Genomic DNA, 13,150 nt, shown 5'->3' on the forward strand with positions numbered 1-13,150 from the left:
TTGGAGCGGAAATCAACAAGCAAGTTTAACGCAGCCTTTTATTATGGAAAATTTGTCATATTTCGCGACGACTTCGTGATGATTTTGTGAACAACTTCTCAAATATATAGACGCTTAATAATTGGAGATTTACAATACAGTTGAAGATAAATCATTCAAAGAGGTGCTTGACCAATGAGAGGAACAGCGATTCTTTTTCAGGAACAAAAGGTAACGTTTATTGAAGATGTTGATCATTCTATTTATGAAGAAATAAAAGAGCAATGTGGTTGCGAACAATGTAATTGCAAACTCGATAATAAAATGGTTAACTTCGGATCAGTGTCACCAGTATTTTGGCATGAAGATGAAGTTGACTGGGAATATGGCTATTAAGAAACGTTAACAATTAATATAAACTCCCACTCCCACAAAAAACGATCTGAGTCACAGATCGTTTTTTACTATATATAAAGTAGAAACTTCACCCAAAAATAGTCTATAATTATTTAATACATAAAAATCAATGAATCCTCACTCGGAAGGATGGACAATGTTGGAACACTTAATTAATCAACGTGTAAAAAATATCGAAATTTCGGGAATAAGAAAGTTTTTTAATATGGTAGCCCATGTTGATGACTTAATTTCTTTTACAATCGGGCAGCCTGATTTTCCTACTCCAGAGCATGTAAAAGCTGCTGGAATAACAGCGATTGAAGAAAATTTCACATCCTACACCCATAATGCTGGGACCATAGAATTAAGGGAAGCTGCTTGTCATTTTGTTAACATTAAATATGGCTTGGATTATAAACCTGAGTCAGAGGTAATCGTTACTGCAGGAGCAAGCGAGGCAATCGATATTGCTTTTCGGACTATTTTAACAGAAGGTTCGGAAGTCTTATTACCGGGGCCGATATATCCTGGTTATGAACCAATTATTAAAATGATGGGAGCGATCCCCGTTCACGTCGATATTCGTCAAAATCAGTTCCGCTTCACTTTAGACATGATCAAACCCTTTATTACCGAAAATACACGCTGTATCGTACTCCCCTACCCTTCTAATCCGACGGGAGTAAGTCTCACAGAATCTGAACTAAGAGAAATAGCAAATTATCTTAAAAATAAAAATATCTTTATCCTTGCAGATGAAATTTACAGTGAGCTTACCTATGACCAGCCACATAAGTCAATTGCTGCCTTTCTAAAAGAACAAACGATTGTTATAAATGGTTTGTCCAAATCGCATTCGATGACTGGCTGGAGAATTGGCTTTTTATTTGCGCCTGAGTGCATTACTAACCATATCTTAAAGGTCCATCAATATAATATTTCCTGTGCAACATCGATCGCACAAAAGGCAGCCCTAGCGGCTGTAACGACAGGCATTGATGATGCACTTGTGATGAAAAGAGAATATCTAAAAAGAAGAGAGTATGTTTTCAAGCGTTTAACCACTATGGGACTTGATGTAATCAAGCCAGATGGTGCTTTTTACTTCTTTATTAAAATCCCTGATGCTGTCGCATTAAACAGTTTTGACTTTGCCCTGAAACTTGTTCAAGAAACTAAAGTAGCCGTTGTTCCAGGCAGTGCTTTTTCAGAATATGGAGAAGGTTATTTCCGGTTATCGTTTGCATGCTCTATGGATTTATTAGAGCTAGGTCTAAACCGGTTAGAACAATTTTTAATCAACTTTAAATAAAAAAAACTTAAGGACCCTTACATTGATTGTGAGGGCCTTAGTCTTAGAGGATTACTGTCCTTTATATTTCCCATTGTTTTTTGGAGCCTTTTCCTTTTTTGCCTTTTCTTTATGTGCTTGATTAGCAGCAGCTGAACCGAATTCAGCAGCGAATTCTTCGTTTGCAACTGCAGAATCAAACCCCTGTTTGTTTTTTTGTTTAGCATCGTTCTTTTTTGTCCGTTTAGCCATTAACCATTCCTCCTATATAAAGGTTTCTCTTTTAGTTTCAAGAAGATAGGAAGAATTTATTCATTAGAGTTAGCTCTGCCAATATTTATAAAGCGCTTGTGTCCCGCTATTTTCTTCGCCCATTTCGGCTAATTGATCATATAAAGATTTTGCTAAAGAGAGCCCAGGTACCTCCATCCCCATTCGGTCTGCTTCATCTATCGCAATTTTCATATCCTTAATAAAATGTTTTATGTAAAAACCAGGTTCAAAATTCCCTGCTAACATTCTCGGAGCAAGATTACTTAGCGACCAGCTTCCAGCAGCTCCCGTTGTAATACTTTTTAGGACATTTTCAGGATCCAGACCCGCTTTTTCAGCATAAATAATAGCTTCACAAACACCAATCATGTTTGATGCAATCGCAATTTGGTTGCACATTTTTGTATGCTGGCCTGCCCCTGGTTTACCTTGATAAACTACATTTGTGCCTAAAAGCTCTAGTAGTGGCTTAACCTCTTCAAATGCATCCGTTTCACCACCAACCATAATCGAGAGCTTTGCTTCTTTTGCTCCCACATCTCCACCTGATACCGGTGCATCAATGACCTGGATTCCCTTTTTATTAGCTTCTTCATAAATTCTAATTGCCAGTGACGGCGCTGAGGTTGTCATATCGATTAGATAACTACCTGATGTTCCATTATGAATTAAACCATTTTCTCCGAAGTAGATTTCCTCCACATCAGTGGGATAACCAACCATTGTGAAAGTGACAGATGCCTTTTCAGCTACCTCTTTTGGCGTCGCCACCCACTCGGCTCCATGATTCAATAGATCTTGTGCTTTTTCCTTTGTCCTTGAATAAACGACTAAAGAATAGCCTGCATTTATTAAATGCCCTGCCATACTTTTTCCCATAACCCCCGTGCCAATAAAACCAATTACTGTATTTTCTGGTGTAAGCAAAATAATCTTTCCTCTCATGTTTATTTTCTTCTATATTTTAGCATTATTGATAAAAAAGTTTGCATAAAAAAAACCGGAACGTCCCAGTCGCTCCGGTTTTTGTGCTCCATCTCCAATATTATGCACAATTTTATTTTGCCCTTTTATTTGATAACATAATCACTATTTACAACTCTGATGAAAAGTTTGTTAGATAAGCACGGCCGAATACCTCTTGATTATTAAATACTTCAATTGAAACGGCATTATTCTTTTCAATCATATTTTTAAGGTCATAAATATGTAAATCTTCTCTTAGAGGCAGAGGGTCCATAAAAATATATTTTTCACTTTTTCCTTTTACTTCTAAATATTCCCCGTTCAGCACCTGATCTTCTCCATAAACTATCTCTCGTTTACCAATTGCCTCAGCTAACTTGTCATCATGAATCGTTACTTTCACCTTATATAATTGTTGCCCTGCTAATATTTCATTGTTAATTCGAAAACGAAATTGTAGTTCGTTATTTTTTGTCAACAGAGCGTCTGCATAACGATTAACAATTAATTCATTTGAAAATAGTAAACCACAGCCGTTTAATATCATAGACCCACATAGTACCAAGAGCAAAACGGTTATTAATCGAATATTTTTCAGCATTTTATAACACTCCCTTAATATTTTTACCATTGCCAAAATACACCGGTAATAAACGTAAAGAAAGGTTAATATAGGAAAAATTTATTTATTTTTAGATCGCTTTAATCATCCCTCCGTCTACTAAAAATGAACTGCCTGTCATATAGGAATTTGCATCGGACAGCAAGAAAGCCGCAACATTTGCAAATTCCTCTGGTGTACCGTATCTCTTTAAGGGAATTCCTGCCTTTACATGTAATTCAACTGTCTCTCTGTCAACACCAAGTTTATCGGCATTCACTTGATCTAAATGATTTGTGCGGTCTGTGGCAATCCGACCAGGAGCAATCGTATTTATTAAAATATTATATGGAGCCAGCTCCGAAGCTAGTGTCTTTGATAAGCCGACTATACCAGTCCGGAAAGTGTTCGATAGAATTAATCCTGGAATTGGTTCTTTAATTGAAGTAGATGCGATGTTTAAAATTTTCCCGCCCTGCTGTTTTAAATAAGGTAATGCCGCACGGATCATTCGAACGTATGATAATAAATTCAATTCAAAGGACTTCTGCCAATCTTGATCAGTTAATTCTTCAAATGAACCTGCAGGAGGACCACCAGCATTATTAACTAGTAAATCAATTCTTTGAAACGTTTCTGCTGTTATTTTTACCAACTGATTAATGTCATTCACATTCGTTATATCCGTTTTTTGATAGGCCACTTTTCCTAATCCGATAGATTCAAGCTGACTTGCTTTTTGTCTGAGCTTCTCCTCATCCCGGCCAGAAAGCATAACATTTGCTCCCTCTTTAATTAAACGTTCGGCTATGGCAAACCCTAAGCCTTGGCTAGAAGCAACCACCAAAGCAGTTTTCCCGGTTAAATTTAACTCCATTTTTATGATTCCTCCTTCATAAATCTACTTCTAGTATACAGGATATATCAAGGGAATACTTGGTAAAAACAATAAAAAAAAGAGACAGTTTTTAACTGCCTCTTTTCCCATATTCGAGTAGATCTTTAGAATGTATGGGCTAGATCCTTTGCCCGGGTAATCGCATTTTCTTTTATTTCTGAAGCCTTGTCAGGCATGGCATTATGACCTTCCACAAACAGCCCCTCTAGTGAAGGAACTCCAAAGAAACTCATCATAACACTTATATAACGGTGCCCCATTTCCATTTCGGCTGCAGGCCCCTCTGAGTAAAATCCCCCTCGGGCTTGAATATGCAATGCTTTTTTATCCGTTAATAGACCGATTGGACCCTGTTCGGTATATTTAAAGGTCTTTCCTGCAACAGATACGGAATCAAGATACGCCTTCATAATGGGTGGAAATGAGAAATTCCATAAAGGCGTGACAAACACATATTTATCAGCGCTCACAAACTGCTCACTAAGCTCGTTAAGACGGCCGACCTTTTGCTTTTCTTCTTCTGTTAAATCATCAAAGCCTTGACCAGAGCGAAGTTTCCCCCACCCACTAAACACATCTGCATCAATGTGAGGTATATTTTCCTTATACAAATCTAGATGTATGACCTCATCACCGGAATTGATTTGTTTATAGCTATCAATGAATGCTTTACCTACTGCCATACTATAGGACTGTGTTTCATTGTGAGGATGTGCCGTAATATACAAAACACGTACCATTGATGCACCACCTTTCTTTTGAATAAAGACAACAATATTATTATCTGTAATAATGCAGGAAAATAATCAAAAAGGATTTGCCCGAAGACAAATCCTTTTCTTAGATTGTTTATTCATTTGTATCGAGGGAGTAAGGGTTACGACCAATGTTCATTCTCATTTCATCAGTCAACTGGAATGGCTCATTAACCAATGCGTCATTTGTTGCATGACCTAGTTGTGCACTTCCATCATAATGTACGGGCTTTTGTTCCATAATTCCATTCACCTCCACTTTTCCAACATTATCATGTGTATTTATTACCATATTTTCCTATTTCTGTACATTTATCATCCATAAGAACTAACCAAAAATAGGTATTATGTATTATGTATTACCTATTATTATACTCAAAATTCCATAATAAAAAAGATAGTAATATGAAAAATCAAAAAATTATTCGAGACAAAAAAAGACCGGCTCATCTTCAGCCGGTCTTTTCAGTGTACTATATTATTTTGTTGCGGCATTAACCGCTTCAATAACCTGATCGGTTGTTTGCATATTTAAAACTTCTTGCGCAAGCTTTTCCATATCAGATTTTTTCAGATTCTTGATTTGTGAACGAGCTTTTAAGATGGAAGTGGCACTCATTGAAAATTCGTCAAGTCCAAGCCCGATTAAAACTGGAATAGCTGTTTCATCCCCTGCCATTTCTCCACACATACCTGTCCATTTTCCTTCTGCATGCGCTGCATCAATAACCATTTTTACTAATCGTAAAATGGATGGGCTATACGGCTGATATAAGTAGGAGACACGCTGATTCATCCGGTCAGCAGCCATTGTATATTGAATTAAATCGTTGGTTCCGATACTAAAGAAGTCTACTTCTTTTGCAAATTGATCCGCTAAGATTGCAGTTGACGGGATTTCGACCATGATTCCAAGTTCGATTCCATCAGCAACTTTTTGGCCATCAGCAAGAAGTTTTTGCTTCTCTTCTTCAAGAATTGCTTTTGCAGCACGGAACTCATCTAGAGTTGCAATCATTGGGAACATGATTTTTAAGTTTCCATAGGTGCTTGCCCGTAACAACGCTCTAAGTTGAGTACGGAATAAGTCTTGCTCTTCTAAACATAAGCGAATAGCTCTAAAGCCTAAAAATGGATTCATTTCTTTTGGCAGATCCAGGTATGGAAGTTCTTTATCTCCACCGATATCAAGAGTACGAACCACCACAGGCTTTCCATTTAACCCCTCTAAAACCGCTTTATAGGATTCGAACTGTTCTTCTTCTGTTGGAAGCTGATCTCTACCCATGTAAAGGAATTCAGTCCTGTATAGACCTACACCTTCACCGCCATTTTCAATTACTCCTTTTAAATCCTTTGGAGTCCCGATATTAGCTACTAATTCAACATGGTGTTCATCATTGGTTACAGTTGGTTCATTGACAAGCTTGGCCCATTCTGCTTTTTGAACTTCATACTCATCATGAATTTTACGATACTGTTCCACAAGTTCAGGAGTTGGATTAATATGTACTTCACCTTTTAAACCATCAACAATCACAAGATCTCCATTATTGATTTCTTCAGTAGCTGTCTTCGTTCCAACTACGGCTGGAATTTCCATAGATCGAGCCATAATTGCTGAATGTGAGGTACGTCCACCAATGTTTGTTGTAAATCCTAAGACAAATTGTCTGTTTAATTGTGCTGTATCTGAAGGAGTTAAATCTTCAGCAACAATAATTACTTCTTCCGCAATCATACTTGGATTGACAAGCTGCACGCCTAGTAAATGAGCTAAGACCCGCTTCGTTACATCACGAATATCAGCTGCACGTTCCTTCATATATTCATTATCCATTTGTTCAAACATCATAATGAACATATCTGCTGTTTCTTTTAACGCAGACTCGGCATTTACTTTATCGGACTGAATTTTATCTTCAATTGGTGAGTTTAATTCAGGGTCACTTAATACAAGTAGATGTGCTTCAAAAATGGCTGCTTTATCCGCCCCAAGGTCAACTTTGGCACGGTCACGAATTGCTTCAAGTTCTGTTTTAGATTTCTCCATTGCCTTGCGGAAACGGTCCACCTCAGCAGCAGTATCTTCAATGGTTCTTGATTCAAATGATAAATCTGGTTCAACAAGACGGTAAGCTTTTGCAATAGCAATACCGTTTGATGCAGCAATCCCATGTAAAAAAGTCATTATTCTGCCAATCCTTCTTTTTTCAATGTTTCTTCAAGGCTATTTAAAGCATCGTTTGCGTCGTTTCCTTCTGCAGAAATAGTAATATCAGCACCTTGGCCAACACCAAGAGACATAACACCCATAATTGATTTTAAGTTTACTTTTTTACCCTTATATTCTAAATGAATTTCAGAATCAAATCTGCTTGCTGTTTGAACTAATAAAGTAGCTGGTCTAGCGTGAATACCTGTTTCTGCGATTATTTTAAATTGCTTTTCTGACATGCTAATCAATCTCCTTTAATTTATATAAAATATACTTCATTAAAAATAAACATTTCTCGTCATTTAGTCAACTAAATCGTTAACTAACTAAAGAGAAAAAATCACTTCTTTTCAGTTATTTTTTCCAAAAAGAAAACAATCATGTAATGAATATTCACTCTCATGATTATGTATTGTTTCATACAATTGCTAGAATATCACGTTTGGACTGGTTCAAACAACTGAAAAATCTATTTTATATCATAGTTCACAAATCTGTCAAAAACAATCAAAATCTATCATATTTTTTATTAGTTTTGGTTAAACTTGCCTGTTGATTTCCGCTCCAATCAACAATGAACTTTAATTATAGCAACATATTTTTATCTGGTTTATTTTTATAAATATCTTTTAGTCTTTGCCTTAATTGGCGAATTTCCTTTGAAATTTGGGTGGCTTCTTCTTTTGAATAGATAACCCCGCCATAGCGGACTTTATTATAGTATTCAATTAATTCCTCGGACTCTGTAATGCCTACTCGCTGCCACCATTCGCTTAGCGTCTCGTAGGGAAGACGTCCTAATTTCCTTTTCTGAGCATAATTTTCCAAGTCGAATATTTCTCTTCTAATCAAATCTTCCGGAGGCTTTCCTTTCTTTCGTCTAAAGGAAACTTGGTTGGATTTGAATGACCCTTCAAAAATTTTCACGAGAGGGGATGAACTATCCGACTCTTTCTTCTGTCGTAAATGCCTTTTGTAAATCAAATAAAGGATAAAGACAACTATTCCCGCGAAGAGAATTGAATAGAGGATATCGTCTTTAATTCCATATGAATGCCCCTGGTACTTATCGGCTTCTTGAAGGACATCACTTTCCTCCAAGGGTTGTAATTTTCTTTCTTTACTTTCATTTCTACTTAACAGCAAGTTGAGAAGATTTAAAATAGGTTCAACAATACTAGAAAAAACTAATACGAATAATTTTAAAATAGTAAAAAACAACAATTGAATATATTTCAATAAGAACGTAACCGTTACGCCAATTACAGTAATTGCTGCAAGAATTTTTATCAAATATATCGCAAACTTTGATTTATCAGTTATCATCGTATTCCATTTTTTTATAAAACCGCCAATAATAACTAATAAAACTTGAATAATTAGAAGGATGATAATCTGGTTTTGATATGGGTAATGACTCATTCCTGAATAAACAATAGCAAGGATCCCGACTAGGAATGACAATAAAAGCAAGAATATTTCAGATTGCTGTGAGGCATCTTCGTACAAGGAAAGTCCCCGCCAAAATACAAACATGGCGAGTACAAAACCCACAAAAATAGATAAACCTGCTAGGTACCCTGCCACAATCAGTACAGGGAAAATGGTTACGAAAAAAAGCCCTTTTCCTTTATTACGATATTTTTCAAGAATAATAATAAATAAGAGAATACTGCTAAAGCATAAAATAGCTAACAAGAGAATAGGCGGCAATTCTTGTTTATTTATATAAAATAGGAACAGAAAAAGAATACTTAAGTTTAATTCCAAAAGAAAATGGCTCGATATTTCTGTCAAACGTTTCATCATAGCAGTTTCCTACTCTCTTGATGAATTGGCATTTTTCCTAACATTCCTTGCTGCTGTTAAATTTTAAGTTCAAATAATTCAGTCCCTTTATGAGCCATATATAAAAGGGTTCGATTTGTTTCTTCCGTTCTAATCCCTGCGTGTACAAGAATTGGCTGAACAGGCAAATGCCTGTTATAAAAAGAAAGCATATGCTCATATGGTAAACTCGTATTCTGCATACTTATGGAAGCGAGCGCTTCCAATACTTTTTGTAAATGCTCCTTCCCCTCTCCCAAAGAGAGATAAAGAAAAGGTGTGCTTCCCGAGGTTCGAACATTGATACACATAGAATATGGAATTTGCCTATTAAAAGCATAATAAGCAATTTCAGTGAGACCGCTAATTAATTCTTCGAGTTCACCATTTATAGAATGTCCATTCGAAATGTTTAGGGTAATATTTATTCCCTTTTCCGTCATTTTTTCATTGATTTTAGTTTGCAAAATTTGTTTTCGAGCCGATGCTTTCCAATGAATCTGACTGAAACTATCTGATGGAAGGTAGTCTCTTGTACCTAATGGACTATGCCGATCCTCAAATACAGAGATAGGGACAATGCTTTTTCCTTGAAGCATCGACATTTGTTCTCTTAAACCTTGTACTAAAAGTGGTTGTGGATAAACAACAGCTTGTTGGTTTAAGAATCGTTTTGATTCTAAAATCGTTTCCCCTAACCCTAGAGGACTGGGGACATGAAATTCTAGTCTGCGTATTTTAGCAATTCCCCTGTATTTTGCCGAAAAAGGGATCATTATTTGTTTAGTCTGATTCTTGTACAAAGAGATGGGAACGGAAATTTCAAACATTGAGAGACTGGATTCGGATTCTTCATTTACTGGCGCTACAGACGAGTCAAAGAATACCCTTAAACCACCATTAATAATGGGGAAACCATCATTACGTAAAGTAATAAACCATTGTCCCTTATCGTTAACAAAGTAGTATTTTTTTTCATAAAGATTTTCAAATAAAAGCTGTTCACCTGCTTTTTTTAAATAACGTTGATTGGTCCATGCAATCGTTAGGAAAAAGATGGCTAGAAAAAACGTTAAATGAGAATGAATATACATACTTACGATGACTAGGATCAAAGCCAAGCCGGATATGCCGGTAATTCTTTGATCTAATACCGTGTATTTGTTCCAAATCATCCATTTGCCCCCGCTTCTACTGGAACAGGAATGGTATCAAGGATTTCTTCGATAATCATTTCAGGTGTTTTTGTTAAAGCACCTTCGAGTGAAAGGATCATTCGATGCCCAAGGACATAAGGTGCAATTGCCTTCACATCTGCTGGCGTAACATATGTACGATCGCTCAAGAAGGCTTTTCCCTGTGCCGCTTTCATCAGTGCTAACGTACCTCTTGGACTAACACCTAGTTCAATGCTATTAAACTCTCGCGTTTTTCTAACGATGGCAAGGAGGTAATCTTCGATTTCAGTTGAAATATGTGTTTTATTTATGGCTGCCTTTAATCCCTTAATATCCTGGATCGAAAATATTTGAGCTAGATTGCTCATTATTTTGTCCCCACGATGAATTTGCATAATTCTTCTTTCATCCTCATAAACGGGATATCCAACATTTATTTTAATAAAAAACCGGTCCATTTGGGCTGCTGGCAAGGAAAAGGTTCCTTGTTGAGATTCAACAGGATTTTGTGTTGCAATCACCATAAAGGGCTCCTTTAACGGAATTGTTACACCATCAATCGTGACTTGCCGCTCCTCCATTACCTCCAGTAAGCTTGACTGGGTCCTGGGGGTTGCTCTATTTATTTCATCGGCTAAAACAATATTTGACATAATCGGACCCGGACGTAATTCAAACTCTTGCACTTTTGGATTAAAAAAATGAATACCAGTCACATCACTTGGCAGGACATCCGGAGTAAACTGAATTCGTGAAAACTCGCCGCCTATTGCAGCTGCAAAACTCTTGGCAAGCATGGTTTTCCCTGTACCGGGCATACTTTCAAGTAAAATATGTCCGTTAAACAATAAAGAAATTGCCATTAATTCCACTTCTGTATCCATTCCGACAATCACTTTACTTATCTCAGTCTTTAATTTTTCTATGTTCTCTGTTAATGCCATTCTGTCATCCCCCTAAGAAACCCATTCAATTTGTATGTAGACCTTTTTATTTTAACAAAATTTTTCATTTTTTCCAAAAACATAGAAAAAGGAGTTCTCTTTCCCGAGAAACTCCTTGAAAAATTTAATTAACTTCTTGGTTCATTTAAATATTGATACAATACCTCCCCGCCTCTCTGACCAATACCACGGAAATGCTTAAAATCTTTTCTTTTTACCAGCACCTGACGAAATTCCATAAACTGATCATTTGTGACATAATACTCCGAGAGTTCACCTGTCATGAGGCGATCCAAAATATCAGTAATCATTTCTTCCTTCATTCTAAACACCACCTTTACCTGATTTTATTCTATCGTATCTGCCTTTTATTAAGCCAACATTGAAATTCAAAAGAATCTTTGAAAGCGTTTTCTATTCTTTTGTTGCCTTTTTTCTCATATAAATATATTGTTAATAAAGAATTAACATAATTGTCAAATAAAAGCCTTTACGAAATGAATAAAGTAGTGCAAACTGTTATTTAACTGGATTTCATTTATAGTTATTGAGGCAAAGGAGAGGGTCTTAATGAGAAAAGCTGAAGTAGGGAATATCATAGAATTCCGTGGTGGCCTGAAAGGGATTGTTGAAAAGGTAAATGAAAATTCTGTCATAGTCGACCTTACATTTATGGATAATTATCGTGATTTGGAATTAGATCAGCGAACAGTTGTCAATCACAAAAACTATAAAGTTATAAAAGAAAGCGCTTATTAAATACTAGAATGCTAGAAAAGGCAGTCCGTGTAATGGCTGCCTTTTCTTTTTTGTTTCAATTGGAAAGTTATTGACCTTTCCCAGCTTCATTTGCCAATTGCTTTAAGGGTTTTACTTTTCCATGTGGATTTTGATCTTGTTTCCGGACAGTCCATTCTCGTTCTTGTTCACTTTTTGATTTGCTCATTTCTTTCACTCCCTTCCTTTATTATTTTTTTCTTTTCTTCCTGTTCTAACCTTAGGAAACCGTAAAATCAGCGATGTAATGATTTCCATTTGAAAAACTTATTTGATAAAATAAATTTTATGTTTCTAAAAAGGAGATCGCGTAATGAAAAAATTCTTCCAAGACCCTCTTCTACTTATTGGTTTAATTCTTGCTCACGGCCTTTTATTTTTTTCATTTCATGATAAGGCGATCTTTTGGTATATATTTACTGGATCTGTACTGGTATTAATCGCTTACGCCATGTTTCAGGAAGAAGTTGATGACGACGCATCCTTTATTCACTATATTTTTCTAGGGGCAATAAGCGGGTTAGTTCTATATTTGGTTTTTTGGCTTGGCATAAGAGGCATGAAGATTCTCCACCTTCCATATGATACAAGTCTTAAAAATCTTTACAATTGGTTCGCCCCGACTTTATTCTGGCAATACCTTGCTCTTGTATTAGTTGCAGCCCCAGGAGAAGAACTTTTCTGGCGTGGTTTTATCCAAAAGAGACTGAACAAAAAGTTCAAACCAGGATTAAGTATTTTAACCGCATCACTTCTGTATGCTTCAGCGCATATTTATTCTGGCTCGTTTCTGTTAGTCCTTGCTGCTTATCTATCAGGTTTATTTTGGGGATATTTGTATTTATGGAAAAAGAGTATGCCCTTAGTGATCGTTTCTCATATCATATTTGACCTGATGCTGTTTATAATTTTACCTTTACATTAAAAAGGCAGTTGCTAACGACTGTTTTTTTATTTTTGGCTCTGTTAAACTTGCCTGTTGATTGAAGCGAAAGAAGCTTCGCTTTCCGCGGGCGGTCAGGCGAGCCTCCTCGTCGCTGCGCT

At 36.4% G+C, this 13,150-nt stretch carries 17 protein-coding genes; 4 read left to right on the forward strand and 13 right to left on the reverse strand.

Annotated features, from left to right (window positions below; genetic code table 11):
- Positions 1-174 precede the first annotated feature (174 nt).
- Positions 175-375 carry a hypothetical protein gene (locus V7137_RS25205; RefSeq protein ID WP_335700619.1) on the forward strand — a complete coding sequence of 67 codons (201 nt, stop codon included), beginning with the start codon at positions 175-177 and terminating at the stop codon, positions 373-375.
- Positions 376-535: 160 nt separating this feature from the next.
- On the forward strand, positions 536-1,690 hold the full coding sequence (locus V7137_RS25210; protein WP_335700620.1) for an aminotransferase A: 1,155 nt from the start codon (positions 536-538) through the stop codon (positions 1,688-1,690).
- Between the two features lie 51 nt (positions 1,691-1,741).
- Here V7137_RS25210 and V7137_RS25215 read toward each other — a convergent pair whose 3' ends face one another.
- The 12 genes from V7137_RS25215 to V7137_RS25270 all read right to left on the reverse strand — a co-directional run bounded on the left by V7137_RS25215 (position 1,742) and on the right by V7137_RS25270 (position 11,652).
- On the reverse strand, positions 1,742-1,921 hold the full coding sequence (locus tag V7137_RS25215; protein ID WP_335700621.1) for a hypothetical protein: 180 nt from the start codon (positions 1,919-1,921) through the stop codon (positions 1,742-1,744).
- Positions 1,922-1,990: 69 nt separating this feature from the next.
- The gene (locus V7137_RS25220) at positions 1,991-2,869 is read right to left on the reverse strand and encodes an NAD(P)-dependent oxidoreductase (RefSeq protein WP_335700635.1); all 879 of its coding nucleotides are present in this window, start codon (positions 2,867-2,869) and stop codon (positions 1,991-1,993) included.
- Between the two features lie 166 nt (positions 2,870-3,035).
- The gene (locus tag V7137_RS25225) at positions 3,036-3,509 is read right to left on the reverse strand and encodes a hypothetical protein (protein ID WP_335700622.1); all 474 of its coding nucleotides are present in this window, start codon (positions 3,507-3,509) and stop codon (positions 3,036-3,038) included.
- A 91-nt stretch (positions 3,510-3,600) separates the two neighbouring features.
- A complete protein-coding gene (locus tag V7137_RS25230; RefSeq protein ID WP_335700623.1) occupies positions 3,601-4,386 on the reverse strand; it encodes an SDR family oxidoreductase in 786 nt (261 codons plus the stop codon).
- Between the two features lie 125 nt (positions 4,387-4,511).
- Positions 4,512-5,147, reverse strand: coding sequence for an FMN-dependent NADH-azoreductase (locus tag V7137_RS25235; RefSeq protein WP_335700624.1), 636 nt, complete (start codon positions 5,145-5,147; stop codon positions 4,512-4,514).
- Positions 5,148-5,256: 109 nt separating this feature from the next.
- Positions 5,257-5,403, reverse strand: a complete 147-nt coding sequence (locus V7137_RS25240; protein ID WP_335700625.1) for a hypothetical protein — start codon at positions 5,401-5,403, stop codon at positions 5,257-5,259.
- 237 nt (positions 5,404-5,640) lie between these two features.
- Complete coding sequence (gene ptsP, locus V7137_RS25245) at positions 5,641-7,353, reverse strand: phosphoenolpyruvate--protein phosphotransferase (RefSeq protein ID WP_335700626.1); 1,713 nt, start codon at positions 7,351-7,353, stop codon at positions 5,641-5,643.
- Entirely contained in the window at positions 7,353-7,619 is a 267-nt protein-coding gene (locus tag V7137_RS25250; protein ID WP_144548718.1) for a phosphocarrier protein HPr, read from the reverse strand. The genes ptsP and V7137_RS25250 overlap by 1 nt, the downstream gene beginning before the upstream one ends.
- A 346-nt stretch (positions 7,620-7,965) precedes the next feature.
- Positions 7,966-9,189: a hypothetical protein gene (locus V7137_RS25255; protein ID WP_335700627.1), complete on the reverse strand. Its 1,224-nt coding sequence runs from the start codon at positions 9,187-9,189 to the stop codon at positions 7,966-7,968.
- A 56-nt stretch (positions 9,190-9,245) separates the two neighbouring features.
- Entirely contained in the window at positions 9,246-10,382 is a 1,137-nt protein-coding gene (locus V7137_RS25260) for a DUF58 domain-containing protein (protein ID WP_335700628.1), read from the reverse strand.
- Positions 10,379-11,329: an AAA family ATPase gene (locus tag V7137_RS25265; RefSeq protein ID WP_335700629.1), complete on the reverse strand. Its 951-nt coding sequence runs from the start codon at positions 11,327-11,329 to the stop codon at positions 10,379-10,381. Before V7137_RS25265 ends, V7137_RS25260 begins: the two co-directional genes overlap by 4 nt.
- Before the next feature lie 128 nt (positions 11,330-11,457).
- Positions 11,458-11,652, reverse strand: coding sequence for a hypothetical protein (locus V7137_RS25270; RefSeq protein WP_335700630.1), 195 nt, complete (start codon positions 11,650-11,652; stop codon positions 11,458-11,460).
- A 247-nt stretch (positions 11,653-11,899) separates the two neighbouring features.
- On the opposite strand from V7137_RS25270, the gene V7137_RS25275 reads away from it, so the two are divergent.
- Positions 11,900-12,088, forward strand: a complete 189-nt coding sequence (locus V7137_RS25275; RefSeq protein WP_218345799.1) for a YkvS family protein — start codon at positions 11,900-11,902, stop codon at positions 12,086-12,088.
- Positions 12,089-12,155: 67 nt separating this feature from the next.
- On the opposite strand, the gene V7137_RS25280 is transcribed toward V7137_RS25275, so the two are convergent.
- Positions 12,156-12,275: a DUF6254 family protein gene (locus V7137_RS25280; protein ID WP_256358011.1), complete on the reverse strand. Its 120-nt coding sequence runs from the start codon at positions 12,273-12,275 to the stop codon at positions 12,156-12,158.
- A 144-nt stretch (positions 12,276-12,419) separates the two neighbouring features.
- Here V7137_RS25280 and V7137_RS25285 point away from each other — a divergent pair, with 144 nt between their 5' ends.
- Positions 12,420-13,031: a CPBP family intramembrane glutamic endopeptidase gene (locus tag V7137_RS25285; RefSeq protein WP_335700631.1), complete on the forward strand. Its 612-nt coding sequence runs from the start codon at positions 12,420-12,422 to the stop codon at positions 13,029-13,031.
- The last annotated feature ends 119 nt before the right edge of the window (positions 13,032-13,150 follow it).

This window comes from Neobacillus drentensis (genome assembly GCF_036962765.1).
GTDB lineage: Bacteria > Bacillota > Bacilli > Bacillales > Cytobacillaceae > Neobacillus > Neobacillus drentensis_C.

Bases quoted from the DNA above. Each gene is read 5' to 3' on its own strand.
- V7137_RS25205 (WP_335700619.1), top strand. From the start codon at position 175: ATGAGAGGAACAGCGATTCTTTTTCAGGAACAAAAGGTAACGTTTATT.
- V7137_RS25215 (WP_335700621.1), bottom strand. From the start codon at position 1,921: ATGGCTAAACGGACAAAAAAGAACGATGCTAAACAAAAAAACAAACAG.
- V7137_RS25225 (WP_335700622.1), bottom strand. From the start codon at position 3,509: ATGCTGAAAAATATTCGATTAATAACCGTTTTGCTCTTGGTACTATGT.
- V7137_RS25230 (WP_335700623.1), bottom strand. From the start codon at position 4,386: ATGGAGTTAAATTTAACCGGGAAAACTGCTTTGGTGGTTGCTTCTAGC.
- V7137_RS25235 (WP_335700624.1), bottom strand. From the start codon at position 5,147: ATGGTACGTGTTTTGTATATTACGGCACATCCTCACAATGAAACACAG.
- V7137_RS25240 (WP_335700625.1), bottom strand. From the start codon at position 5,403: ATGGAACAAAAGCCCGTACATTATGATGGAAGTGCACAACTAGGTCAT.
- ptsP (WP_335700626.1), bottom strand. From the start codon at position 7,353: ATGACTTTTTTACATGGGATTGCTGCATCAAACGGTATTGCTATTGCA.
- V7137_RS25250 (WP_144548718.1), bottom strand. From the start codon at position 7,619: ATGTCAGAAAAGCAATTTAAAATAATCGCAGAAACAGGTATTCACGCT.
- V7137_RS25255 (WP_335700627.1), bottom strand. From the start codon at position 9,189: ATGATGAAACGTTTGACAGAAATATCGAGCCATTTTCTTTTGGAATTA.
- V7137_RS25260 (WP_335700628.1), bottom strand. From the start codon at position 10,382: ATGATTTGGAACAAATACACGGTATTAGATCAAAGAATTACCGGCATA.
- V7137_RS25265 (WP_335700629.1), bottom strand. From the start codon at position 11,329: ATGGCATTAACAGAGAACATAGAAAAATTAAAGACTGAGATAAGTAAA.
- V7137_RS25270 (WP_335700630.1), bottom strand. From the start codon at position 11,652: ATGAAGGAAGAAATGATTACTGATATTTTGGATCGCCTCATGACAGGT.
- V7137_RS25275 (WP_218345799.1), top strand. From the start codon at position 11,900: ATGAGAAAAGCTGAAGTAGGGAATATCATAGAATTCCGTGGTGGCCTG.
- V7137_RS25280 (WP_256358011.1), bottom strand. From the start codon at position 12,275: ATGAGCAAATCAAAAAGTGAACAAGAACGAGAATGGACTGTCCGGAAA.
- V7137_RS25285 (WP_335700631.1), top strand. From the start codon at position 12,420: ATGAAAAAATTCTTCCAAGACCCTCTTCTACTTATTGGTTTAATTCTT.